Here is a 24,189-nt window from a genome sequence, read left to right on the forward strand (position 1 = left end):
GGATTTAGAGCGTTTGAAAGTTTAGAAAGTACCTTAAAAATACTGTAAGAATTCAGACTTAACTTTCATTAAACAATAGTAAAAGGTGGCAGGGCATTTTGCTTGGCCACCTTTTATTGTTTTACTAACTTTAGTCAGACGCTTATTCGTTGTGAATCGTAACAACGGTGTGTAAAGATATATCTATTTTAACCTCAACCCTTTTTCGTTTCTGAACTTTTAAACTTTCTAACTCTAAAATTCTTAAACTGGATGAAACTACACGTAATCGATACGGGCTTCTTTAAACTGGATGGCGGTGCTATGTTTGGGGTCGTACCTAAATCACTTTGGCAGCGAACAAACCCGGCTGATGAAAACAATTTATGTACTTGGGCGATGCGCTGCTTGCTAATCGAGGATGGAGACCGCTTGATTTTGATTGACAATGGCATTGGCGATAAGCAGGATGCAAAATTTTACAGTCACTACTACCTGCACGGCGAGGCTACACTGGCAAAATCACTGCACGCGGCAGGGTTCTCGCATCAGGATGTAACAGATGTTTTTCTATCGCACCTGCATTTTGATCATTGTGGAGGAGGGGTAAAGTATAAGAACAATAATGGTACTCTGGAGTTAGTATTCCCGAATGCCACCTATTGGTCAAATGCCGACCATTGGAAATGGGCCACCGAACCTAATGCCCGAGAAAAAGCCTCTTTTTTGAAAGAGAACATTTTGCCAATGCAGGAGAGTGGTCACCTGCAGTTCGTAGATCCTTCCAAGCCATCTCCATTCCCGCAATTCGACATCTTTTATGCCGACGGGCATACAGATAAAATGATGGTGCCGATCATTTCTTACAAAGACCGTAAAGTGGCGTTTATGGCGGATCTACTGCCCTCCTCAGGCCATATTCCACTGCCCTACGTAATGGGTTACGACACCCGCCCCCTTCTGACAATGGATGAAAAAGCCCGTTTTTTGAAGATGGCTGCCGATGAGGACTTTGTGCTATACCTGGAGCATGATGCCGTAAATGAATGCTGCACCGTACGTCACACCGAAAAAGGTGTTCGTTTGGACTCAACCTTCTACCTTAGCGAGCTCTAATGAAAAAAATTGGGCTGGCACTGTCAGGAGGCGCCGCCAGGGGGATTGCTCATTTAGGTGTGCTCAAGGCCTTTGACGAATTGGGTATTAAGCCGGCTATACTTTCCGGTGTAAGTTCCGGCGCTATTGTTGGCGTGTTCTACGCTGCAGGCTATAGCCCGGATGACATTCTGCGCCTCATCAAGGAGTTGCGCATTTACCGCATCATGCGACTGGCGATAGGGCAGGTGGGCATTCTGCACCTCGATGCGGTTGAGAAGCTGTATTACCGCTATCTGGGCGAGCAAGCGACATTCGAAGCCTTGAACATACCTGTCATTATCGGAGCCACGGATATGCATGCTGGCGTCACCGTAAACTTTTCAAGCGGCGAACTGATCAAGCCATTAATAGCTTCTTCTGCAGTGCCTGTTTTGTACAGGCCTGTGCACTACCAGGGGATGCTGCTGAATGATGGCGGTTTACTTGACAACCTTCCAATCGAAGCCCTGTCAGGTAAGTGCGAAGTTAAAATTGGTGTCCATAGTAACCCGATCAATCATGATGCACGTATTACAAGCTTGCGAAGCATGATCGAACGAACAGCACATTTAGCCATTAATAACAATGTGCAACTGCGCCGTCACCTTAGCGACTTTTTTATAGAGCCACCTGAGTTAAAGTACTACAGACTGATGAGTTTTAGCAAGGCAGATGACCTTTTTGAAATCGGATACAATTACACAATGAGTATCAAAATGGAGTTAATGCAGGCAATCAAATGAGTGTAAAAGAAAAAGGCAAAAAATAATTCTTTATCTCATATTAATTTATTAAAATTAGAAGATATAATTTGATCTTATTCTAGTATTAATCGTAAAACCTGCATATACAACCCAACTACACTATGCTACAACGTACCTTTACCCTTATTGTAGCCCTATTTTTAATTAGTATTTGTGCGCTTAGGGCTCAGGAAAACGAAAGTTCACTCATTAGAGCTAAAATAAAGCACGGCTCATTGTTGTTGGGCGGTAATCTTCAAGGAAGTTATCAACTCACATCAAACGAGTTAAACAGAACAGGCCAGGAAGTAACCGGTCGGCGTATCGATTTTAATCTACGCAGTAAGAATGGCTATTTTGTGCTCGAGGACTTTGTGGTGGGGCTCGATCTGAGTGTGTTGCACCAAAGTAACAAGATGACAGATGTATCAGATGGAGTATCCAGCGAGCCGCGAAGGGAAACGTTCGTTATGGCAGGTCCATTTCTCCGCTATTATATGCTGAATGGCGTATTCAGTGAGCTAACGCTACTGGCTGGCTTGCATAACTTCAACGATGTCAACCAGAAATATAAAGCCTTGGAAGGTGGCGTAGGTCTGGGATATGCGTTCTTCCTTAACAAGCAGTTCTCTTTGGAACCTGTGCTTTCGGTGCGTTACTTCCGGAAAGTCGACAGGAACGGAAGAGCTTACAGCGAATTTGGCCCTATGATCGGCTTTGGTTTGCAGGCCTACCTCTTGCGTCAAAAGTCGCATGTGATCAAACGAGCGCTATAAGATTCTGTTTTTACAGAGAAAACACTATATTTGAAATGCTAATCCATTATCTCTAGCTGAGTAGTGGATTAGCATTTTTTTATAGCCTTTTATATGTTAGCAAAAGCAATCTCTAAACTTATTTTCAAAATTGCAGGCTGGAAGTTGAATGGCAATCTGGCTCCGGATCAGCGGCGCTGTGTCATGGTGGCAGCCCCACACACCAGCAACTGGGATTTTATTTTCGCCCGTGCTGCCTTCTACATGATGGAGGCCCCCATTCGCTTCACTATAAAGCGGGAGTTCATGCGATTTCCCTTCGGCGGTCTTCTCAAATCGATGGGTGCCCTGCCCATCGACCGATCCAAAAACACGCGCATGGTGGACGCCATGATCAGAATCATCAAGGATACGCCCGGTGACATGTGCGTGCTCGTAACACCAGAAGGGACCCGCAAATATCAGCCGCGGTGGCGTATGGGTTTTTACCATGTGGCTATCGGTGCCGGCGTTCCCATTGTGCTTGGCTATGTAGACTATGCGAAGAAGGAGGCAGGTATAGGGCCATCCATTTACCCAACAGGGGATGTAGAAGCGGATCTGGAAAAGATAAAGGCTTTTTACCGAACCAAGCAAGGCAAATTCCCTGAAAATGGAGTGTTGTAGTCTGCAGATTTTGAATAAGCCTATTTATAAATGAATATTGAATCATTGAGATCCTACTGCCTGAGCCTGAGAGGTGTAACAGAAGATGTAAAATGGGGGAATGACCTGTGCTTCCTAATTGGGGGCAAGATGTTCTGCGTCACAAACCTTGATGGGGAGCCGAGTGTGTCTTTTAAAGTGTCGGATGCTGAATTCGAAGAACTCACTTCTTTAACAGGTATTATCCCGGCACCCTATATGGCCCGTAACAAATGGATACAGGTACAATCCTGGGATAAGTTTATAGACCCTCAGTGGGAGAATTATGTTAAGCAATCGTACGAGCTGATCAAATCAAAGCTGACCAAAAAGCTTCAGAAGGAAATTGGGACTTCTTAATTAAGGTACACCCATTGTGGCTCAAGGAGGATTTGAAGTATAAAAGGTAGGTACAGGTATAGCTGTGTAACAAGATTTACTAAGGATAGTTAGTAAAAGCAAAAGGAGCCACTCTTAACAAGCGGCTCCTTTTGCTTTTCAGGTATAGTTAATTGATTAAGCGATTTGCCTTAAGTCTACAGGGATCACCCTTGATATACCTGCCTCGATCATGGTGATGCCGTACATTACGTCAGTAGAGGCCATGGTGCGCTTGTTGTGTGTTACCACAATAAACTGCGACTCGTTGGAGAAGGTACGGATGATGTTGTTGAACTTGTCGATGTTTGCATCATCCAGCGGGGCATCCACCTCGTCGAATATACAGAACGGTGCCGGCTTAAGAAGGTAGATGGCGAAGAGAAGGGAGATGGCCGTCAAGGTTTTCTCACCACCAGACAACTGGTTAATCGTCAGCGGTCGCTTGCCTTTCGGTTGCGCCATAATCTCTATACGCGACTCCAGCGGGTTCTTCGGATCGGTGAGCACCAGATCACAGTTGTCTTCCTCGGTAAACAGGCTGCGGAACACACGGATGAAATTCTGCTTGATCTCGTTAAACGAGGAAAGAAACTTCTCTTTGGCCACGGTGTCGATTTCATTGATAGTATCGATCAGCGCATTCTTAGCGTTCACCAGGTCGTCACGCTGCTCTGTGATAAACCTGTTTCTCTCCTCAATCTCGGTATAGGCCTCGGCCGCCATGGCATTCACCGGACCCATTCGATCCAGCGTTGTTCTGATCTCGCTGATGTTCTTATTCAGCTCCTCGTTGCTGAATTGGAACAGCCCTTCATGTGCCATTTCAGGTATAGGTTGCTCCAGTTCTTCGGTCGCAATGTTAAATTCTGCCCCCAAACGCTCCTGCACCGATACAAGCTTAATGCGTGTATCATTGATCGTTTGCTGCATTCGCATCAAGAGTTCATCCGCATTTTGGCGCTTGCGTTGCAGTTCCCGTATGGTTTTGTCTTTCTCGTCGAGCTCACCGCGCAAGCTAAAGTATTTCTTTTCTACCGCATCCAGTTCATAACCAAACTCGCTGCGGGCTTCCATCATGGACTGAACCAGCGCTTCGTTTTCTTCTATAAAATCAGTTGCCTCAATTGTTTCCTCCTCAGACCTCTGTAGTTCTTGTCGTAGACCGGCGATTCGCTCCTGATTGGTCTCTACCGTCTTCTGCTTGTAACTGATCTCCTGCTGGAGCGAACCAAATCGGTTCTTCAACTGGTGGAACTGGATGTTCTCCTGGTTGTACATACCCGAGATAACCGAAATTTGCTCCTGCTGCTGATTGATCTGCGAGTTAAGCACAGCCAGTTGTTCCTCCAGCTGTTTGAGTACCTGCATGTCTTCTTCCGCCTGCGGCGATACCTGCTGACTCTGCACGTACAAGTCGTCGAGGCGCTGCTGCAGTTCCTGCTGCTTCTGTACAAAGTTTTTGCGGTTCTGCTGGTGCTGTTCGTTCTTGATGCGAACCGTAAGCAGGTCCTGCTGAAGTTTGGCAACTTCTTTCTCCAGCTGCTTGATCGCGTCTTTCTGTGACTCGCTGCGGTAGTTTAGCAGAATCTGCTGCTGGGCGTTAATGCGGCTCTGCATCAATTCTACTTCCTGCTGTAACTGCTCCAGCTCTTGGGCCAACTGCTCCAGGTTTTGTTTGCGTCCCAGGCGACTGCCATCAAACAGGCCTACCGACCCTCCAGAGAGACTGAGTGGCTTCTTGATAGCCGAGCCATCTTTTAGGATAATCGTGCGGTAGTCTTCTGCAGAGAAGTCTTCTTCCGTTTCATCGCTGATGTATACGTTGCGCAGCATGTACTTGAGCAGGCTGCTATACTTCTTATCCGCTTTTACTACCTCAAAAGCCGCTTTCATAGCTCCATCGCTAAACGTAGCTGTCGGCTCCAGTTCTTCGATTTCAGACAGGATGATAAAGTTAGCGCGTCCCTTGTTGTGTTGCTTGAGCAGAGCAATAGCTTCCACAGCGTCCTGCAATTCTTCTACTACAAAAAAGTTCATGTAGGGCTCGAGGTAGCTCTCGATAAGTGACTTGTACTCAGGTTCACAAACAATGATGTCAGATAGGAGAGGAGCTGGTTTGCTCCAAACGTCTGACTGTGCCAGGTACTTAATCGCCTCCGGAAATCCTTCCATGTTCTCGACCAGCGATTTGGTCAGGTTGTACTGGTTCTGCCGGGCGTCACGTTTTCTGTTAAGTGCTACCAGCTGCTCTTTCAGCCCTTCTATATCCGTTTCTGTTTTCTCGACGTTCTGCAGGAGTGTCTCTTCTTTTGCCTGTAGACTCACCAGGATAGCCGTCTTGTCTTCGAGTTCAGTCTGTGCTTCCTGCAGTTGTTCCTGCAATACGGCTGCGTCTTCGTCGGCTGTTAGCTGTTGCTGTCTGAGTTGCTCCAGGTCCTGTGTCAGGTTTTGTATCTGTACCTGGCTAATCTCGAGTGATTTGTTCAGCTGGAATACGGCATTCTGCTTGTTGCGCTGCTCCTGTGACAGCTCCTGGAATGCTTCCTGCAGACTAAGCTTCTGCTCGTTTGCCTCCTGCAACTGCTCTCGTAGAGCATCCACTTGCTCTTCTGCACCAGCAAAGCTATCCTGTACCTGCATCAGCTCGTCGCGGAGTTCTACAATGCTCTCCTGCGTATGCTCCAAATTGGCAGTATCCTGACTGATCTGCTGGCGAAGCTGCGTCATGCGTTCTTTCAGGAAGTTGCTGCGCTCCGATTTAAGCTTGATATCATTCTCGAGCTGGCGTAGTTTGGCAGTCTGCACCTGCATGGTTTTCTGCATTTCAGCCAGCTGCTCCTGTGTCAGGTTAAGCTCGGCTTTCTGGTCGGTTATGGCGTCTTCAGCTTCTGTTACCGCCTGTACATAACCTTCCTTCAGTTCAGTTTCGCGCTGCACATCCTGCTCCAGTCGCTCCAGCGTTTGCTGGTACTGGTTGATGTTGCGGCGTGCATATTCCAGGCTGAACTTTTTATAGTCATCCTTTAACTGGAAGTACTTAATGGCTTGTTTTGCCTGGCGTTCCAGTGTCTTCATGTTCTTGCCGATCTCGAAGAGCACGTCTTCTACTCGCTCCAGGTCGGCATCTGTTTCTTCCAGCTTTTTCAGCGTCTGCTTTTTACGCACCCTGAACTTAGAGATGCCAGCAGCCTCTTCGAAGAGTAATCGGCGGGAGTTCTCTTTGTCATTCAAGATCTCGTCCACCATTTTCAACTCAATGATGGCATAGCTATCGGAGCCTATACCTGTGTCGAGGAAGAGTTCGTTGATGTCCTTGAGACGGCAGGTTACGCCGTTGAGCATGTACTCGCTGTCGCCGTTGCGGTAGTACTTTCGGGTAACAGTTACCTGTGAATACTCGGTGGGGAGGATGCCTTTGTTGTTGTCGAAGGTAATGGACACCTCGGCCATCTGCACCGGCTTGCGGGTTTTGGAGCCATTGAAGATCACGTTCTCCATTTTGTCAGAGCGCAGGTTGCGGGTTTTCTGCTCACCCAGCACCCAGCGAATAGCGTCTACAATGTTGGACTTGCCACACCCGTTCGGGCCAACTATACCTGTAATACCTTCATCAAAATTAATGACGACGCGGTCGCCAAAGCTCTTGAACCCTTTAATTTCTAATCTTGATACTTGCATTCGCGTCAGCGGAATCTATTCAAACCAAACTCAAAAATAAGACTAATTTGTTTACCATATGACAAGGGAGTAGTATAAATATGCAGGAAGTATGCCAGTGGAACACATTAATTATGCTATATTTGATAAGAGACCAAGAGCATGGAAGATTTTAAACTGATTCTGTATATACTGGCCATCGTGGCTTATTTCATTTACACGGCCTGGCGTAAAGCCTTTAAGACGCCGGACGATGACGGAAGGCCACCTGCGCCACAGGAGCGATCATTGGAGGAACGGCCCGCGCCAAGGTCAATGCCTGCCGCACCATCACAGCCTCAGCCACGTCAGCAAAGGCCGGTGGCGCCGGCTACTTCATTTGAGGATATTCTGCGTGAGATGCAAAGTAAAATGGAGCGGACAAATGAGCAGAATAGAGCCCCGGTAGAAAAGCCGAAACCAGTTTTGCAGCCAAGCACGAAAGTGGTAACCAAAGAACGGACACCTAATCGTGCGCTCTCGTTGGAAAACCCGGAACAAGCCCGCCTCTATAACCAGCAAAGGAAAGAGCGATTAGCCGCCGCAGATGCCCTTTCCGAGACAAAGAAGCAGGGAAGGAAAGCAGTTCCGAATGTTTATGGCGAATTACTGCATAATCCGCAGTCCGTTCGTCAGGCATTTATTCTATCAGAAATCTTCAACAGGAAACAGTACTAGCTGCACTTTTGCCTAAGCTTAATGGTTTTAGCATAAAGACCTTTAAATTGAAAAATTCAGGATTTTAGAGAGTCTCTCCGACAGTTTGAAGGAACGAGCATTGCAGACTGCTGGAAGTATAGCGTTTAAATGCTATTATAAATACTGCGTGAGGGCATAAGCCAGGATATTGGCACCCATCTTAAGCGCCTCCTGCCTTTTATTTTCGGGATCGTTGTGTACTTCTGCATCTTCCCAACCATTGCCCAAGTCTGTTTCATAGCTGTAGAAGCAGACCAGCCTGCCTTTGTGGATGATACCAAAGCCTTGCGGTGGTTTGTTGTCGTGCTCATGGATTTTAGGCAAGCCATTTTTAAACGTGTATTTCTGGCTATAGATCGGGTGGTCAAAAGGGAGCTCCACAAATTCGCACTCCGGGAATACTTTCTTCATCTCTTTTCTGATGTATTGATCCATCCCATAGTTATCGTCGATGTGCAGGAAGCCTCCGCTAATCAGGTAACTGCGTAAATTTTGCACTTCAGCGTCTGAGAATACCACATTGCCATGCCCCGTCATATGCACGAACGGGTAGGTAAAGAGTTCCGGACTCCCAACTTCCACCACCCCTTCTTCGGGTGCAATGTTCATGTTCAGGTTCTGATTGCAGAACCTGATCAGGTTAGGCAGAGAAGTTTTGTTCGCATACCAATCACCACCCCCGTTATACTTGAGCTTGGCTATTTTGAAGCTGTACTTCTGCTGTGCAGCCAGCACACCGCAAAACAGAATCAGGTATAGGAACAGGAGGGAGCGCTTCATAAGTCAGAACCTTTGGTTTATAACGGGGCGTAGATATCGTGTAGTACATGCAAGGTATGGCAGGCGACCAGGGCAGCCGTTTCGGTACGTAGCCGGCTCTGTCCGAGCGTCACAGGCTTTATACCTAGTTCATAAGCGGTGGCGATTTCATTAGCAGAGAAATCTCCCTCCGGACCGATCAGGATGCAATGCTGCCGGTCTGGCTTATAGTAATCCCTGATGGATTTGGTGGCATCGTCTTCAAGGTGCGCAATAAAGGTATCCTCCGGGATACAGGTCTTGATGAAATGCTGGTAAGGGGTCAGTTCGTTTAACAAGGGCAGATAACCCTTCTGCGATTGTTTCATGGCACTTACAGCAATCTTCTCGATGCGGTCGAGACGCAACTGCCTGCGCTCGGAGTGCTCACATTCGAGAAAAGTAATTGCGCTGACGCCAACCTCGACGGCTTTTTCAACAAACCACTCCATTCGCTCAATGTTTTTGGTTGGCGCTACGGCTATGTGCACGTAGTAGGGTAGCTTGCCATACTCAACTTGCTTGTCAATAATTTGCAACTGGCATCGTTTCTGGTGCGCATCCTGTATGATGGCCGTATACCTGCCGCCTCGCCCGTCCACCAGGTATACCGTATCTCCCTGATGCAAACGCAGCACACGGGTGCAGTGCTTTGATTCGTCTTCAGCCAGGGTATAGATTTCAGCGTTGATATCGGGGGTATAGAATAAATGCACGGTATGATCGGTTGATTAACGAAGCCTGCTACAGGTATACGAAAGTAGTCATTTTTGTAATACGGCAACAGGCTGATATGCATAAAAAAAGGCCTTTCAACATAAGCAGAAAGGCCTTTTTTTAATGATTAAAATTAACTTAGTCGATAGAAACCTCTATTTGAGGAGCACCAGCCAGGATATCTTCGTTTGCGTAGTCAGCGTATTTGCTGAAGTTCTTCACGAATTTAGAAGCCAGGTCAGTTGCCTTTGCATCATACTCTTCCTTGTTAGACCAAGTATTGCGTGGGTTCAAAATTTCATCCGGTACGTTCGGGCAAGTTTTAGGCATTTCTACACCGAACACAGGATGCTTTGTATACTCCACCTTGTCAAGCTCACCGTTAAGTGCGGCTGTGATCATGGCGCGGGTATACGGCAGCTTCATGCGAGAGCCTACACCGTATGGTCCACCAGTCCAACCCGTGTTCACGAGCCAAACGTTCACATTGTTCTCGTTCATTTTCTGACCGAGCATTTCGGCATACTTGGTAGGGTGCAGCGGCAGGAAGGCAGCACCAAAGCAAGCCGAGAACGTTGTCTGAGGCTCTGTAACGCCTACTTCCGTGCCGGCAACCTTTGCCGTGTAGCCAGAAATGAAGTGATACATTGCCTGGCTGGCGTTCAGTTTTGAGATTGGAGGCAGTACACCAAAAGCATCTGCCGTCAGGAAGAAGATATTCTTCGGAATATCGGCTCTGGATGGCTCAACCGCATTGTCGATGTGGTTGATTGGGTAAGCTGTACGCGTATTCTCAGTTACAGACTTGTTCTCGTAATCAACCGTGCGTGTGCGTTCTACAAAGCGCGTATTCTCCACAATAGCGCCAAATTTAATGGCATCCCAGATCTGTGGTTCTTTTTCGCGTGTCAGGTCAATTACTTTAGCATAGCAGCCTCCTTCGAAGTTGAACACGCTGTCAGCCGTCCAGCCGTGCTCGTCGTCGCCAATCAAACCACGGTTCGGGTCAGCAGACAAAGTAGTCTTACCGGTACCTGACAGACCGAAGAAGATAGCCGTATCGTCATCTGCGCCAACGTTTGCGGAGCAGTGCATAGATAAAGTGTTTTTCTCCTCGGGAAGGATATAATTTAGCACACCGAAGATGCCTTTCTTCATCTCACCTGCGTAACCGGTACCACCTATAAGGATGATGTTGCGGGTAAAGTTGATGATCGCAAAGTTAGCCTGGCGCGTGCCGTCCACTTCCGGGTCGGCCTCAAACTCTGGCGCACAGATGATAGTAAATGCCGGGTTATGGTCTTTAAGCTCTTCTTTCTCAAGACGCAGGAACATGTTGTTGCAGAAGAGGTTATGCCAAGCCTGTGTGTTTACAATGCGCAGGTCAAGACGGTAGTCTGGGTGAGCGCCTGCATAAGCGTCGCGTACATAGAGACGACGATCTTTCAGGAAGTCAACCATTTTGTCGTAGAGTCTGTCGAACTTTTCAGGATCGAACGCAATGTTGATGTCGCCCCACCAAACGGTGTTTTCGGTTTTGGCGTCCTTCACCACAAAACGGTCTTTCGGAGAACGACCTGTAAATTTGCCTGTGTCACACATCAGGGCGCCAGTGTCCGTGAGTACGCCTTCACCATTTTTCAGAGCCTCTTCCACTAGCTCGGCAGGAGTGAGGTTCCAGAGCACTTCTTTTGCTTCTTTGATGCCCAGGCTCTCCAGACCTACTTTACCTGATTTATTACCAGATTCTTTCATTTGAAAATAAAGGGTTTTAAGTGAACTGTTTGTTTCACAACGGTGCTACAAAAATATAAAATATTAGATATTAAAATAAGATTAGTCGCTATAATTAAAAAAGAGGTCTGCAAAGGGCGTTATGCAAAAAAATTTGTCTCTATGTGTTTAAACCAATATATTTACCTTCTTTGTATGCTCAACTAAACTAAACAATCAACTAACAAACCCTATGTCTTATCAAGATCATACGCTTACTGACCAGGTAAGTGAGCAAAACGCACCGATTGGCGCCGACCCGACCGGACCAGAGATGTTCGGGCATCCGAAGGGACTTTTCTATCTCTTTTTTGCCGAACTCTGGGAGCGCTTTAGTTTTTACGGCATGCGCGCTCTGCTGGTGCTTTACATGGTGAATAACCTGTTTGAGTCATTCGCCAACCGCGACGAGATTGCAATTGGTATCTACGCAGCTTATGGCGCCTTAGTTTATGCGACTCCTGTAATTGGCGGTATGATAGCCGACAAATTGCTGGGCTACCGCAAAGCCATTATGCTGGGGGCGGTTCTGATGGCCTTGGGTCACTTTGCGCTTGCCGTTGAGCACCCTGTTTTCTTCTACGGCTCTCTTGCCCTTTTGATTGTAGGTAACGGATTTTTCAAACCGAATATTTCAACTTTGGTTGGAACACTGTACGGAGAAGGTGATGCTCGCCGCGATGCCGGTTTCACCATTTTCTACATGGGCATCAACATCGGTGCTATGGTGGCACCGCTTATCTGTGGTTGGTTAGGTATGACCTACGGCTGGCATTACGGTTTTGGAGCTGCCGGTGTTGGTATGGTGCTTGGCCTGATCATGTTCTGGCAAGGAGGCCGCAGCGGCGTATTTGGTAACAACGGTCTTCCGCCGGAGCCAGCTGTTATCAAGGAACGTGTTGCTGGTATCACCAAAGAGGCCTGGGTTACAATACTTAGCTTCCTGTCGCTTCCTGTTTTCGGCCTGCTGCTGTTCAATGGCACGCTTGATCTGCCAGGTTTTGGCGAGACGATCTTTGATGGTTCCATCATGCACATTGTGATGAACTACATCCTGTTACCCATTATCTCGCTCGTATTGATTTACAACCTGGTGAAAGTGGACAGTGTGGAGCGTCAGCGGCTTTTTGTGGTAATTCTGCTTACGTTCTTTATCACCGTTTTCTGGTCGTTCTTTGAACAGGCCGGTTCTTCGCTCACACTTTTTGCTGAGCGTAACGTGAACCTGACGTTTATGAATGCGGCACAGACCAACTCGATCAACCCATTCTTCATCATCCTGTTTGCCTTGCCTTTCTCGGCTATGTGGGTGTTCCTGTCTAAGCGCCGCGTTAATCCATTTACGCCCGTTAAGTTTGCCTTAGGTATAGCACAGCTTGGTCTGGGTTTCCTGATCTTCGCCTGGAGCGCCAATTATGCCGATGCTGATGGCAGAGTATCAATCTGGTTCCTGATTCTGGGCTACATGTTCATCACAACCGGTGAGCTTTTCGTGTCACCGGTAGGTCTATCCAAAGTGACCGAACTTTCTCCTAAGAAGATCGTGGCCTTCATCATGGGTATCTGGTTTCTGTCATCCTCTTTCGCACACTACATCGCCGGCATTATCGCCAAACTGACTGCCGTAAGTGGTAGTGAAGGCGAAGCTGCTACAGGGATGGACTCTTTGTTGGTTTACACAGGCGTGTTTGAGCAGATCGGCTATGTGGCCTTCGGCTTCGCAGTACTCGCGTTGTTGCTTACACCGATTATGCGCAAGTGGATGCACGGCATCCACTAGGTAGCACTATCTATCATTTTAAGAGCCCGCACTTTAAAAGGTGCGGGCTCTTTGTTTTTATAGTACAATTTATGATCTTGCGGAAATTTAAGAGTTAGCGCTAAATCGCTTGACGTATAGCGATTTAGCGTAAAACTGTAATTTCAACTTTTAGCCATATTGTTATTTTCATGCTTCTCTCAATCAGGCGCTTTTTTGCAGCAGCCTTCCTTATTCTTTTTATGGCCTCCTGTGAGGTAGAAACAACCACTACTACCGTAACTGATTCTCCTGTACCCGAGCCAGCCAGCACCACTTATACCATTCCAAAGGGTTCACACAATGCCCAGATTCAATTCAAGTTTGTAGAAACCTCCACCATACGTTTCGAGGCGACCTTTGACAGCACGGCAATGTATAAGACTAGTCTGCCTGGCAACCAGGCTGACATCAACAAACTCTATGGTCTTTCTGACTGCGAAACAGACCACCATACCAACAGTGCACGTTTCGGTTGGCGCTGGTTCAATAATCGTCTGGAAATACATGCTTATACCTATCTCAACAAAAAGCGTAACACAGCCTACATCACAGCTGTGCAACCTAACCAGACAAATAGGTATGAGCTCGTGCTGGGAGAGAAGGAGTACACGTTTAAGGTAAATGACACGCAAGTTACACAGCCGCGCTACTGTACTTCAGCCAGCAGCCACTACCAGCTATACCCATATTTTGGGGGAGATGAAACGGCACCCCATAACATTACAATCTTAATCAGGGAGCTATAGGTATAGCTGGAATGCATAGAAAACGAAAAGCCCCGGACCGAAAGGACCAGGGCTTTTCTATATTCAGACTATGGGAGTCTATTACATCATGCCGCCCATACCGCCCATGCCACCTGGCATGCCGGCTGGAGCACCACCTTCTTCAGAAGGCTCCTCAGATACCACACACTCAGTAGTAAGCAGCAGACCAGCGATAGAAGCAGCGTTCTCAAGCGCCAGACGAGTTACTTTAGTTGGGTCGATGATACCAGCCGCAAACATATTCTCGTATCTGTTGTCGCGGGCATTGTAACCGTAATCAGCTTTGCCTTCACGCACAGCCTGTACTACTACAGAACCCTCGCCACCAGCGTTTGCTACGATTGTGCGAAGCGGAGACTCAAGCGCAGTCTTGATGATGCTCACACCTGTCTGCTCGTCCGCATTGTATACATCAATGTTGTTCAGGGCATCAAGCGCACGAATCAGGGCAACGCCACCACCAGCTACGATACCTTCTTCAACGGCAGCTCTTGTTGCGTGCAGTGCATCGTCCACACGGTCTTTCTTCTCTTTCATCTCTACTTCAGTCGAAGCACCGATGTAAAGGATGGCCACACCACCAGACAATTTGGCCAGACGCTCCTGCAGTTTTTCCTTATCGTAATCAGATGTAGTAGACTCCATCTGAGACTTGATCTGGTTAACACGCGCTACAATATCATCTTTCTGACCAGCGCCATTTACAAGTGTCGTATTGTCTTTGTCAATGATTACTTTCTCAGCGGTACCAAGGTAGTCAAGTGTAGCGTTCTCTAGTTTGTAGCCACGCTCTTCAGAGATTACAGTACCGCCTGTCAGAATAGCAATGTCTTCCAACATGGCTTTTCTTCTGTCACCGAAGCCAGGTGCCTTTACAGCAGCGATCTTCAGGGAACCACGCAGTTTGTTAACCACTAGTGTAGCAAGCGCTTCACCGTCCACATCTTCCGAAATGATAACAAGGCCTTTGCCTGTCTGAACAACCTGCTCCAGTACTGGAAGCAGTTCCTTCATGGTAGAAACTTTCTTGTCGTAGATCAGGATGAAAGGGTTGTCGAACTCCGCTTCCATCTTCTCAGCGTTGGTTACGAAGTAAGGAGACAGGTAACCGCGGTCAAACTGCATACCTTCAACCGTTTTCACCTCGGTTTCAGTACCTTTTGCTTCTTCTACTGTGATCACACCGTCTTTACCAACCTTGTCCATCGCATCGGCGATCATTTTACCGATCTCGGCATCGTTGTTGGCAGAGATGGTACCTACCTGAGAAATCTCAGAAGAGTTTTCGATTGACTTAGACTGTGAACGCAGGTTCTCAACCACCGCATGTACTGCTTTGTCGATACCGCGCTTCAGGTCCATTGGGTTAGCACCGGCCGCTACGTTCTTAATACCGGCTGTGTAGATGGCCTGCGCAAGCACTGTGGCAGTAGTAGTACCATCACCAGCCTGGTCAGCAGTTTTAGAAGCTACTTCTTTCACCAGTTGCGCACCCATGTTCTCGATAGGGTCTTTCAGCTCGATTTCTTTCGCTACTGAAACACCATCTTTCGTGATGGTAGGGGCACCAAATTTCTTATCAATGATTACGTTGCGGCCTTTAGGACCCAAGGTAACTTTTACAGCATTTGCCAGTTTGTCAACGCCAGACTTAATTTTGTGGCGAGCGTCAGCATCAAATGTGATGTTCTTAGCCATAGTTATATCTCTTTGATTTTAATTTAATAGAATAGATTAAAGGATAGCCAGGATATCTGACTCACGCATGATCAGGTAATCGCTGCCGTCGATGGATATCTCGGTACCTGCATACTTGCCATACAACACCTGGTCGCCAACGGCAACCTGTGGCTTCATCAGAGCGCCTTGCTCAGATACTTTGCCCTCGCCTACAGCTACGATCTCGCCGCGCTGTGGTTTCTCTTTAGCAGTGTCCGGAATGATAATGCCAGACTTTGTTTTTTCTTCTGCTGCAGCAGGAGCTACAATTACTCTGTCTGCTAATGGTTTAATGCTGATTGACATAGTTTGTTATGTTTTTAGTTTTTGTGGTTAATGATTAACGTTGAAACCATACTCCCTCTATCATTTCTTGTGCCAAGGGCTGTTTCCTGCCAATATGAACCAATTTTGCAGCAATAGGCCGTCATGTGACTGACATTTTTGTCAGGTTATGACAGGGAACAACGAACTGTCAGTAACAAGTGGCAGATAGGGAAGCAGCCAAAACAAAAAAGCCGGCTTTAAAGGCCGGCTTTCTCTGGTATAGGTTAATGCTACTGAGCTGTGTCTACCATGGTAGGAATCTCGCCTGCATCAGGTATAGACATGTCTTCTTCAGACTCAACTCCTGGCAGCGCTGGAACAGCTGGAGTACCCATCTGGCGGGCACGCTCTTCGTTAACGCTGCGGATCGTTGTATCAGCACTGGTGTCGATCATCATATGCGTACCAAGTGTCAGGACTACCAATGCGATGGCGAAACCCCAGGTCAGTTTTTCAAGCAGGTCGCCGGTGCGCTTTACGCCCATCAGCTGGCTGGCACCACCGCCGCCAAACTGGCTTGAAAGTCCGCCTCCTTTAGGATTCTGGGCTAGTACTACCAAAATAAGAAGTACGCAAATGAAGAGAATGATACTGATTAGGGCGATATACATTTTATGTTATGTTTTGTAATTTCTCGATCTGTTCGGCAAAGTAAGACTTTTTTTCCGGATATTTCAAAATAAGCTGTTCATAAATTTTAGCAGCTTTTTTGGTCTTTCCTTGTTTTATAAAGATGTTGGCCAGGCTTTCGGAGGCCATCCCTTTCTTTATTTTAGAGCTCTTGAGCGATAAATCCTCCTGTGGCTCAGGCTTTAGCTTCAGGTTGGCCATGGTTTTGAGCCTCGGATTCAGCTTAAGAAACTGGTCGATAATGTCGAGCTGCTTGCTGAGCACATGCGTTGATGGCTGTATCGCTTTTTCGAGTTCATGTGTCTTGCTATACTCTAAGATCAACTCCGGGTGGAAGCTTTGAGGCCTTGCACGGGTATAGTCATCCTTTAACTGCAGCACCTCGCCCAGGCGGCTGGAGCCCATCCAATAGCCCAGGGCGTCCTCAGCGTAGAGGCGGTCAATCTCATCGAAGGAGTAATTGATCTCGGCATCCTCAGCGTTTGCCAGCACAGGTTCTTCTGATTCATCAGCAAAAAGCTCAGTATCTGACTCTGATGTTTCAGGTATAGGCAATTCATTTGATTGAGAAGCCTGAGTCAATTCGGCTTGCTGATCAGGTATAGCTTGTGCCTCTGCTTCTGGCTCATCCAGCTGCTCTTCCTTAAAACTTTCCTGGTCGGTTTGCTGAGCCTCCTCCAGGTCGTGCAGGGCTTCGATTGCTTCTGTGAAGTGCGAATGCTCAGCTTTTTGTTCGGTCTCGTCCAGGTCATCGCTTACCCGGTGGCTCAGCAAGTCGGTGGACGAAGAACTGATGCTGTTAAAGGTAAATAACAAGGCAAGCTCTGAATCTATTTCTGCGTCAGGACTTTCTGCAGCATCAGTTTCAGCATATTCCTCTGTCAGATACGAATCCTGCTCCATCGGGGCAGGACTGTATACCTGCTCCAGCGTCTCTGTCTGAACTTCATCCTCTCGCACAGTATCTTCCAATTCAGGTAAAGCGACTGCAGTTTCAGTATCCTCTGTTACGAATTGCCCGGCATCAACTGTAGATTCTTCTTCAATGAATGCTGCATCCTCCGGAATAGGCTGTGTTTCCGCTGCAAGTGGTGTTTCTTCTTCCTCGGCATACACCGGCTCCAGCACAGGAGTAGAGTAAATGAGTCGCTTCAGCAATTGGCGATCTGTGGCATAGGCGGAAGCCCGGCGCAGTCGCTGTGTAGAAAGCATACTGCCTCTGTCATAAGCTGACTTTGCCAGCAGCAGATGGGCCGTCTGGCAATAGGGGAAGGTCGCCGCCACCTGCTCCAGCTCACTTTGCTGCTGGTCAGAGATGTCGGATACCTGCTTGATCAGTTTAAGAAAGGCAGATTTGTTCATGTAAGGGTTAAGGGTATTGAAGCTTTGTAATGACTACCAGTCGGCAACCGTCTTGTTAAACACATCAGCCACAAGCCGCTCGGTCATGCGGTCGATGGCAGCGGGCGGAATGTTTGTAATATCCACGGTCGGAGGGAACTCCTCGGTGATCGTGAACTGCTGATCAAAATCCTTTTCCGGATTAGTTGTATTAGTAAAGCGAATCTGGACACCCAGTGTAAGGCGGTTCAGCGTGGCTTGGTCAACATTTCCCTCGCGCTGCACTGCGTTTGGCGTCAGTGTAAAAGTAACGATCTGTCCTTCTAATTGCAAATCGCCGTCGCGCTGCAAAACAGTCAGGTTGGTGTTGCGCTGGTAGTAGTTTTTGAAACTGTTGGTCACTACCTGTGTCAGGTTCGAAGGGCCTTCGCCGGCACTGTTTTCAAATGTCTGGATTGAAATAGTGCGTATAGAAGGATCCACATTTACACCCGAAAAGGAGTAAATACCACAGGCGTTGCAGCACAAGGCTATCAGCACGGTCAGGCAAAGAACAAGGATCTTAGTTCTCAATATCATATTGCTTTAGTTTGCGGTACAGCGTTCTTTCCGAAATACCCAGGTCATTGGCTGCGTATTTTCGTTTGTTATTGTGCTTTTTGAGCGCTTTCAAGATCATTTCTTTTTCCATCGACTCCAGCGACAGGCCTTCTTCCTCTGTTTCATGCGAAATGTCTTCTACACGCTCCTCGTAATCTTCTTCATCGCGAGGCTGCTGCACAGGCAGGTAGTAAGGCTCAGGCTTATCCGCACTCTTGTAAGTGCGCGCATGGTTCAATTGCTCAATGTTCTCGAACAGATGACTGTGCTCTTTCAGCAGTTCATTGTCGCCGGGCTGCCGCGTCATGAGTTCATACACCAGCTTCTTGAGGTCCGACACATCGCGGCGCATGTCGAAGAGGACCTTGTACAGCAGGTCGCGCTCAGAGAAAGACTGGTCTGCACCATGCTCTCTGGCCAGCAGCGCCGGAACCTGGCTGCCGCCCTGTTCACGGGGCAGGTAGTGTCTCAATTTAGCAGCGTCCAGTTCACGATCGTACTCCAGTACCGAAATCTGTTCCACGATATTTTTCAACTGACGAATGTTGCCTGGGAAACGGAAGCTCAAAAGCTCCTCCACTGCATCAGGCGTCAACGTAATGGATTTAACCCGGTACCTTTCAGCAAAATCAGAGGCGAACTTTCTGAACAGTAGGTAAATATCCTCGCCACGTTCACGCAAAGGTGGAACTGTGATCGGCACTGTGTTCAGGCGGTAATACAGGTCTTCACGGAAGCGGCCTTTCTCCACGGCATTGATCAGGTTCACGTTGGTGGCGGCCACCACGCGTACGTCGGTCTTTTGTACTTTGGATGATCCTACTTTGATAAACTCCCCGTTTTCGAGTACACGCAGTAGACGGGCCTGTGTTGCCAGTGGCATTTCGCCTATCTCATCAAGGAAGATGGTTCCACCGTCCGTAACTTCAAAGTAGCCTTTGCGGGTGTCAGAAGCGCCCGTGAAAGAGCCTTTCTCATGTCCGAATAACTCCGAATCGATGGTTCCCTCAGGTATAGCACCGCAGTTAATGGCAATGAACTGACCGTGCTTGCGTGGACTGAGTTGATGAATAATCTTGGAAAATGACTCTTTGCCGCTGCCGCTCTCACCCGTAATCAGCACGGTCATCTCGGTAGGGGCCACCTGGGCCGCTACCTGTATGGCGTAGTTGAGCAAGGGTGAGTTGCCAATAATGCCAAAGCGCTGTTTTATGCTTTGTATATCGATGTTGCGCATGTTTTCAAATTTGAAGATTTGGAAATGTGGAGATTTGTAGATGTTATGAAATATTATTTTCAAATTTTAACATCCTCAGATTTCCAAATCTAATCAACCGCCTCTCCGAAGAGCGTACCAACAGAGCAGTCGTTTACGAACACATTCACGTAGTCGCCTTTCTTGTAATGCTTCTTGTCGAAGATCACAACTTTGTTCTGGTCATTGCGTCCGCTCAGCTGCTGGTCAGATTTCTTGGAGAACCCTTCTACCAGCACGCGGTGCATACGGCCGACATCGCGCTTGTTGCGATTCAGGGAGCATTCGCGCTGCTTTTCGATGATTTCGGCCAGACGACGCTTCTTCACTTCCAGAGGCACATCATCTTCCAGTTTGCGCGCAGCCAGGGTGCCTGGGCGCTCGGAGTAGAAGAACATGTATGAGTAGTCGTACTGCACATAATCCATCAGCGAAAGCGTATCCTGATGCTCTTCCTCCGTCTCGGAGCAGAAGCCTGCAATCATATCAGAAGAAATGCCGCAGTCTTCGCCGAGGATGGCACGGATAGCATCTACGCGGTTGAGGTACCAGGCACGGTCGTAGGTACGGTTCATCAGTTCCAGCACACGCGAGTTGCCACTCTGTGCCGGCAGGTGAATGTATTTACAGATGTTGTCGTACTTCTTCATGGTATACAACACCTCGTCCGTAATATCTTTGGGGTGGGAGGTAGAGAAACGTACCCGCATATTGGGGCTGAGTTTCGCCACCATTTCCAGTAACTGGGCAAAGTTCACGCTTTCTGTTCCATCTTCCGAAGCCCATTTATAAGAGTCCACGTTCTGACCCAGGAGTGTAACTTCCTTGTAGCCCTGTGCAACCAAGGCCTCAGCTTCGCGCACGATTGAATGGGCATCGCGGGATCGCTCACGTCCGCGGGTGAAGGGCACCACGCAGAAGGAGCACATGTTGTCGCAACCGCGCATGATGGAGATAAAGGCGCTAACCCCGTTACTGTTCAGGCGAATCGGGTTGATGTCGGCGTACGTTTCCTCGCGAGAGAGCAGTACGTTCACCGCCTTCTGTCCGCCATCCACTTCACTGATCAGGTTGGGCAGGTCACGGTAGGCGTCAGGACCAACCACCAGATCAACGATCTTTTCTTCCTCCAGCAAAGATTTTTTCAGGCGCTCGGCCATACAGCCCAATATACCGATCACCATTTCTGGTTTCTTCTTCTTGAAGTAGTTGATTTGGCCCAAGCGGTTACGAACCGTGGTTTCGGCCTTCTCACGGATAGAACATGTGTTCAGGAACACTACGTCCGCCTGCTCAATATGCGCTGTGGTGTCAAACCCCTGCTCAAACATGATCGACGACACGATCTCGCTGTCCGAGAAGTTCATCTGGCAACCGTAGCTCTCAATATAGAGTTTGCGAGATTTGCCGGTATTGGTTTCAGCCGTCACTTTGGTATCGCAGGAAGCCGCGGCAGTTGCCTGCTCAGGTGTGCGATTATCTATAAAATCTAAATCAATGATTGGATCCATGCTTCAAAAAATCTCTTAGGAGGTGCAAATATACTATAATCCGCTGTAAAACGTGACAGAATGGCAGGGGAATTCTTTTAATTATGGTGTACTTATTCCAGGCCAAGCGCTTTCCGTATTCCTTGGGCTTTGAGCAGGCACTCCTCATACTCTTGTTCAGGTACTGAGTCGTAGGTGATGGCGCTGCCTACCATAAAGGATAAGTAGCCTGTTGTGGCATTATACTGCAAACTCCGGATCACAACATTGAAATCGAAATCCTGGTTGGGCTTCAGGTAGCCGAATGCGCCTGAGTAAAGGCCTCGTTTAGATACTTCAAGTTCTTCAATCAGTTCCATCGCCCGGATCTTGGGGGCGCCCGTCATGCTGCCCATCGGGAAAGCGCCTTTCAGTGCATCGGCTATTCCACATTCAGGCCGCAGCTCTCCGGTAATCGTCGAGATCATTTGCGACACCTGCCGGAAACCGTAAATGCCGAACATTTCCTCGACTTGAATGGTGCCCGTGGCGCAGGAGCGGCGCAGGTCGTTGCGCACCAGATCCACGATCATCATGTTCTCGGCCAATTCTTTCTCGTCGTGTCGCAGTTGGTGCTGTAGCTGCTGGTCCTCCTCCGGCGTGGCGCCGCGACGTATCGTTCCTTTTATGGGTTGGGAGATCAGTTTTCGGCCTTCTTTTTTTAGATAGCGCTCCGGAGAAGCGCAAAGCAGGTATAGGTCGCCATATTTAAGGAAACCTGAGAAAGGAGTAGGGGAAAGTGCGTTGAGCTGCAGGTATAGCGGCAAAGGAGATAACGTTACTTCCTCGGCGTAAAACTCCATGCAGTAATTCAGCTCGTATACCTCCCCATCCCGGATATAGTCCCGCACCCGCTCTACGTTCCGGAGGTAATCTTCCTTCTGAACCCTTTGCTTTATTTTGATTGGGAGAGCACAGAATTTTTCAGGTATAGAAGTGGCATGTATTTCCTGTAGTATATTTTCGATATTACCGTCTTTGCTATAGATGTTTATGCCCTCTTTCTGAAAGTATAAGTATAGCTCAGGTTCAAAAAAGAAAATGGCCGGAAATCCAACTTCGTCCTTGTTGCCGCTACTCAACTTCTCAACCTGATTCTTGAGGTCATAGCCTAGGTAACCGCACCAGAGATGCTGCTGAGTGGCTAGCTTCTGCTGCAGCTCCTCGAACATATTCTCATGATCCCATAATAGGGGTTCCCCACTCGAAACGGCGATCAATTCGTCGAAGCCCTGATAAGGATAGGCGACCCCATTGGAGGTATAGCTGGCAACTAGCGGAAACTTTTGCGCCCAGGCCAGCACCTTCATTCGGAAGTCAGCAATTGGTATTTCCAGTTCAACTAAAGGTATGTATAAGGTATAAGCCATTGTTTTACAGCTTTTTAATCGTCTGAAGTGCCAACTTGGCTTTGCCGTCTATGCTGTTTTTGTAGGTATGCCCTTTATAGGCCAGTGCTTTGGTGTACCATTGCCTGGCAGTGTCGGGTTTCTGCTCATCCTGGTAAATGTACCCCAACTGCAATGCAGCATAAGGTGCAAAGTATAGGCTCGTATTTTGACTCTCTTCAATGGCCTGTTCATAATAGCGTTTGGCCTGCGACAGATTTCCCATGCCGTGGTAGATGCGTGCCTTCCGGTAAAAATACTCGGCCCGTTCAGCAGGTATAGTTTCTGGCTTTAGGGGCATCTGGGTCATAACCTCCAGCGCATCTTCGTAATAGCCGCCATCATATTGCAAACGGGCTTGCATCAGGTAGCGGTTGGGGTGGGGCTGTTCTTTTGCGAAACGGGCTGCATAGGCATCTTCTTCCATTTCAGTTTTACCTTGCTTTCCCATTTGCGTCAGGTGCTTCTCTGCCTGTTTAGCCCGTCCACCCAGCCAGTGTGCCAGGTATAGCTTGTAGTTTACCGCCTTTAGGTAGTGCTCGCCTTTGTGCTGTGCCAGAAACAATTGATTCAATTTGATGGAGTTGTTATAATCACTTTTGTACAGGTATAGATCCGCCGCCATGTGATGCAGGTAAGGGAAAGCCAGGTAGCCTGCTTGCTGCGGTCTGTCAAGGTATACCTGCAAAGCTAAATCACTTTTCCGTGTCTTTTTAAGCACGTGCATGGCAGCAAAGCTAAACAGGAGATTATCAGGTGACTGCCTCCTAAGTTTTAAAACGGACTCAGCAGCAGCTTCATTTCTCTCAGGGGCAACCAGATGTTGCAGCAGAACCTGCAAAAGCTGCGCCTCCTCCTGGAATGGGTTGGTTTTAGTAGCAGCTGCTTTTAGGTTGGCCATGCCTGTTTCGATACTGCCCTGCATCCCGATGATGTTCAGCAGCACGCGGTAGGAGTCAGGTACGGAACCGATGAGCACTTGCAGCGCACCTAATGTTTTGCGATTCGGAAGAAAATCGGGGTATTGTCGGGCGTTGGTAATGTACTGCAGGTAGGCCTGGCGCAAATCCCAGGCGGCGCCCAGTTTATTGCCCTGTAGCAGTTTACTCAAAGCGATTTGTAGTCGCACCTCGGCCAGGGCATAACCTACCCAGACGGAGTTTTCTTTCAGGCTGCTGAGTAGCTGCAGTCGCTTTTCCTGTCGGGAGAGTATGCCCTCGTATAACGCTGGATTTTGCTGTATTGCCCAAGTAAGAAAATCCTGCTGGTTGGCGATCAGGAGGGCAGCGGCATTTTCTGGATTGCTTAAGAGCTCCTGCTGTATCAGGCGTCGGCCTTCGGGAATGCGCAGACTGATTGTGGCATCATAGGCCTGGCGCACTGTAGGACTGTAGACCGAGGCCGCCTGTAATGGATAAGAATAGAACAGGTATAGGCACAAAAAAAAAGGATGGGCGAATGCCATCCTCT

General features: G+C 48.1%; 21 protein-coding genes. 8 read left to right on the forward strand and 13 right to left on the reverse strand.

The features are described 5' to 3' along the window. Positions 1–252: 252 nt before the first annotated feature. The 5 genes from C8E01_RS06820 to C8E01_RS06840 all read left to right on the forward strand — a co-directional run bounded on the left by C8E01_RS06820 (position 253) and on the right by C8E01_RS06840 (position 3,658). A complete protein-coding gene (locus C8E01_RS06820) occupies positions 253–1,095 on the forward strand; it encodes an MBL fold metallo-hydrolase (RefSeq protein ID WP_116542598.1) in 843 nt (280 codons plus the stop codon). After that, on the forward strand, positions 1,095–1,859 hold the full coding sequence (locus C8E01_RS06825; RefSeq protein ID WP_116542599.1) for a patatin-like phospholipase family protein: 765 nt from the start codon (positions 1,095–1,097) through the stop codon (positions 1,857–1,859). The genes C8E01_RS06820 and C8E01_RS06825 overlap by 1 nt, the downstream gene beginning before the upstream one ends. A 242-nt stretch (positions 1,860–2,101) precedes the next feature. Beyond that, positions 2,102–2,635 carry a hypothetical protein gene (locus C8E01_RS06830; RefSeq protein ID WP_133242736.1) on the forward strand — a complete coding sequence of 178 codons (534 nt, stop codon included), beginning with the start codon at positions 2,102–2,104 and terminating at the stop codon, positions 2,633–2,635. A gap of 93 nt (positions 2,636–2,728) precedes the next feature. Then, complete coding sequence (locus tag C8E01_RS06835) at positions 2,729–3,280, forward strand: 1-acyl-sn-glycerol-3-phosphate acyltransferase (RefSeq protein ID WP_116542601.1); 552 nt, start codon at positions 2,729–2,731, stop codon at positions 3,278–3,280. A 30-nt stretch (positions 3,281–3,310) separates the two neighbouring features. Continuing rightward, on the forward strand, positions 3,311–3,658 hold the full coding sequence (locus C8E01_RS06840) for an MmcQ/YjbR family DNA-binding protein (protein ID WP_116542602.1): 348 nt from the start codon (positions 3,311–3,313) through the stop codon (positions 3,656–3,658). A 156-nt stretch (positions 3,659–3,814) separates the two neighbouring features. Here the strand turns inward: C8E01_RS06840 and smc are convergent, their stop codons facing one another. Further along, positions 3,815–7,357 carry a chromosome segregation protein SMC gene (gene smc, locus C8E01_RS06845; protein ID WP_116542603.1) on the reverse strand — a complete coding sequence of 1,181 codons (3,543 nt, stop codon included), beginning with the start codon at positions 7,355–7,357 and terminating at the stop codon, positions 3,815–3,817. Between the two features lie 141 nt (positions 7,358–7,498). On the opposite strand from smc, the gene C8E01_RS06850 reads away from it, so the two are divergent. Next, positions 7,499–8,053 carry a hypothetical protein gene (locus tag C8E01_RS06850; RefSeq protein ID WP_116542604.1) on the forward strand — a complete coding sequence of 185 codons (555 nt, stop codon included), beginning with the start codon at positions 7,499–7,501 and terminating at the stop codon, positions 8,051–8,053. 135 nt (positions 8,054–8,188) lie between these two features. On the opposite strand, the gene C8E01_RS06855 is transcribed toward C8E01_RS06850, so the two are convergent. The 3 genes from C8E01_RS06855 to pckA all read right to left on the reverse strand — a co-directional run bounded on the left by C8E01_RS06855 (position 8,189) and on the right by pckA (position 11,344). Continuing rightward, complete coding sequence (locus C8E01_RS06855) at positions 8,189–8,854, reverse strand: DUF4159 domain-containing protein (protein WP_116542605.1); 666 nt, start codon at positions 8,852–8,854, stop codon at positions 8,189–8,191. 17 nt (positions 8,855–8,871) lie between these two features. Continuing rightward, positions 8,872–9,588 carry a 16S rRNA (uracil(1498)-N(3))-methyltransferase gene (locus tag C8E01_RS06860; RefSeq protein ID WP_116542606.1) on the reverse strand — a complete coding sequence of 239 codons (717 nt, stop codon included), beginning with the start codon at positions 9,586–9,588 and terminating at the stop codon, positions 8,872–8,874. A gap of 139 nt (positions 9,589–9,727) precedes the next feature. Continuing rightward, a complete protein-coding gene (gene pckA / locus C8E01_RS06865) occupies positions 9,728–11,344 on the reverse strand; it encodes a phosphoenolpyruvate carboxykinase (ATP) (RefSeq protein ID WP_116542607.1) in 1,617 nt (538 codons plus the stop codon). Between the two features lie 211 nt (positions 11,345–11,555). Between pckA and C8E01_RS06870 the strand changes: the two genes are divergently transcribed. Continuing rightward, positions 11,556–13,142 carry a peptide MFS transporter gene (locus C8E01_RS06870; protein ID WP_116542608.1) on the forward strand — a complete coding sequence of 529 codons (1,587 nt, stop codon included), beginning with the start codon at positions 11,556–11,558 and terminating at the stop codon, positions 13,140–13,142. Between the two features lie 170 nt (positions 13,143–13,312). After that, positions 13,313–13,909 carry a hypothetical protein gene (locus C8E01_RS06875; protein WP_243409459.1) on the forward strand — a complete coding sequence of 199 codons (597 nt, stop codon included), beginning with the start codon at positions 13,313–13,315 and terminating at the stop codon, positions 13,907–13,909. Between the two features lie 81 nt (positions 13,910–13,990). Here the strand turns inward: C8E01_RS06875 and groL are convergent, their stop codons facing one another. The 9 genes from groL to C8E01_RS06920 form a co-directional block, all read right to left on the reverse strand. Continuing rightward, positions 13,991–15,628, reverse strand: coding sequence for a chaperonin GroEL (gene groL, locus C8E01_RS06880; protein ID WP_116542609.1), 1,638 nt, complete (start codon positions 15,626–15,628; stop codon positions 13,991–13,993). Positions 15,629–15,664: 36 nt separating this feature from the next. Then, positions 15,665–15,955, reverse strand: a complete 291-nt coding sequence (gene groES, locus C8E01_RS06885; RefSeq protein WP_116542610.1) for a co-chaperone GroES — start codon at positions 15,953–15,955, stop codon at positions 15,665–15,667. Positions 15,956–16,206: 251 nt separating this feature from the next. After that, positions 16,207–16,587 (reverse strand): preprotein translocase subunit SecG, encoded by a 381-nt coding sequence (secG, locus tag C8E01_RS06890; RefSeq protein WP_116542611.1) that lies wholly within the window; start codon positions 16,585–16,587, stop codon positions 16,207–16,209. A 1-nt stretch (position 16,588) separates the two neighbouring features. Continuing rightward, on the reverse strand, positions 16,589–17,968 hold the full coding sequence (locus C8E01_RS06895) for a hypothetical protein (RefSeq protein WP_116542612.1): 1,380 nt from the start codon (positions 17,966–17,968) through the stop codon (positions 16,589–16,591). Positions 17,969–18,001: 33 nt separating this feature from the next. Next, the gene (locus C8E01_RS06900; protein ID WP_243409460.1) at positions 18,002–18,520 is read right to left on the reverse strand and encodes an LptE family protein; all 519 of its coding nucleotides are present in this window, start codon (positions 18,518–18,520) and stop codon (positions 18,002–18,004) included. Beyond that, positions 18,510–19,784, reverse strand: coding sequence for a sigma-54 interaction domain-containing protein (locus C8E01_RS06905; protein ID WP_116542695.1), 1,275 nt, complete (start codon positions 19,782–19,784; stop codon positions 18,510–18,512). Before C8E01_RS06905 ends, C8E01_RS06900 begins: the two co-directional genes overlap by 11 nt. A gap of 89 nt (positions 19,785–19,873) precedes the next feature. Continuing rightward, a complete protein-coding gene (gene miaB, locus C8E01_RS06910) occupies positions 19,874–21,313 on the reverse strand; it encodes a tRNA (N6-isopentenyl adenosine(37)-C2)-methylthiotransferase MiaB (RefSeq protein ID WP_116542614.1) in 1,440 nt (479 codons plus the stop codon). 92 nt (positions 21,314–21,405) lie between these two features. Continuing rightward, positions 21,406–22,701, reverse strand: a complete 1,296-nt coding sequence (locus tag C8E01_RS06915) for an anthranilate synthase component I family protein (RefSeq protein ID WP_243409461.1) — start codon at positions 22,699–22,701, stop codon at positions 21,406–21,408. Between the two features lie 4 nt (positions 22,702–22,705). Beyond that, positions 22,706–24,184, reverse strand: a complete 1,479-nt coding sequence (locus C8E01_RS06920; protein WP_243409462.1) for a tetratricopeptide repeat protein — start codon at positions 24,182–24,184, stop codon at positions 22,706–22,708. Positions 24,185–24,189 lie beyond the last annotated feature (5 nt).

It is taken from the genome of Pontibacter virosus, assembly GCF_003096355.1.
Classification (GTDB): Bacteria; Bacteroidota; Bacteroidia; order Cytophagales; family Hymenobacteraceae; genus Pontibacter; species Pontibacter virosus.

What these genes read in the sequence shown, in the direction of transcription:
- C8E01_RS06895 (WP_116542612.1), bottom strand. Translation starts at nt 17,968, where the DNA reads ATGAACAAATCTGCCTTTCTTAAACTGATCAAGCAGGTATCCGACATC.
- C8E01_RS06915 (WP_243409461.1), bottom strand. Translation starts at nt 22,701, where the DNA reads ATGGCTTATACCTTATACATACCTTTAGTTGAACTGGAAATACCAATT.
- C8E01_RS06835 (WP_116542601.1), top strand. Translation starts at nt 2,729, where the DNA reads ATGTTAGCAAAAGCAATCTCTAAACTTATTTTCAAAATTGCAGGCTGG.
- secG (WP_116542611.1), bottom strand. Translation starts at nt 16,587, where the DNA reads ATGTATATCGCCCTAATCAGTATCATTCTCTTCATTTGCGTACTTCTT.
- C8E01_RS06850 (WP_116542604.1), top strand. Translation starts at nt 7,499, where the DNA reads ATGGAAGATTTTAAACTGATTCTGTATATACTGGCCATCGTGGCTTAT.
- groL (WP_116542609.1), bottom strand. Translation starts at nt 15,628, where the DNA reads ATGGCTAAGAACATCACATTTGATGCTGACGCTCGCCACAAAATTAAG.
- groES (WP_116542610.1), bottom strand. Translation starts at nt 15,955, where the DNA reads ATGTCAATCAGCATTAAACCATTAGCAGACAGAGTAATTGTAGCTCCT.
- smc (WP_116542603.1), bottom strand. Translation starts at nt 7,357, where the DNA reads ATGCAAGTATCAAGATTAGAAATTAAAGGGTTCAAGAGCTTTGGCGAC.
- C8E01_RS06820 (WP_116542598.1), top strand. Translation starts at nt 253, where the DNA reads ATGAAACTACACGTAATCGATACGGGCTTCTTTAAACTGGATGGCGGT.
- C8E01_RS06920 (WP_243409462.1), bottom strand. Translation starts at nt 24,184, where the DNA reads ATGGCATTCGCCCATCCTTTTTTTTTGTGCCTATACCTGTTCTATTCT.
- miaB (WP_116542614.1), bottom strand. Translation starts at nt 21,313, where the DNA reads ATGGATCCAATCATTGATTTAGATTTTATAGATAATCGCACACCTGAG.
- pckA (WP_116542607.1), bottom strand. Translation starts at nt 11,344, where the DNA reads ATGAAAGAATCTGGTAATAAATCAGGTAAAGTAGGTCTGGAGAGCCTG.
- C8E01_RS06825 (WP_116542599.1), top strand. Translation starts at nt 1,095, where the DNA reads ATGAAAAAAATTGGGCTGGCACTGTCAGGAGGCGCCGCCAGGGGGATT.
- C8E01_RS06870 (WP_116542608.1), top strand. Translation starts at nt 11,556, where the DNA reads ATGTCTTATCAAGATCATACGCTTACTGACCAGGTAAGTGAGCAAAAC.
- C8E01_RS06905 (WP_116542695.1), bottom strand. Translation starts at nt 19,784, where the DNA reads ATGCGCAACATCGATATACAAAGCATAAAACAGCGCTTTGGCATTATT.
- C8E01_RS06875 (WP_243409459.1), top strand. Translation starts at nt 13,313, where the DNA reads ATGCTTCTCTCAATCAGGCGCTTTTTTGCAGCAGCCTTCCTTATTCTT.
- C8E01_RS06855 (WP_116542605.1), bottom strand. Translation starts at nt 8,854, where the DNA reads ATGAAGCGCTCCCTCCTGTTCCTATACCTGATTCTGTTTTGCGGTGTG.
- C8E01_RS06840 (WP_116542602.1), top strand. Translation starts at nt 3,311, where the DNA reads ATGAATATTGAATCATTGAGATCCTACTGCCTGAGCCTGAGAGGTGTA.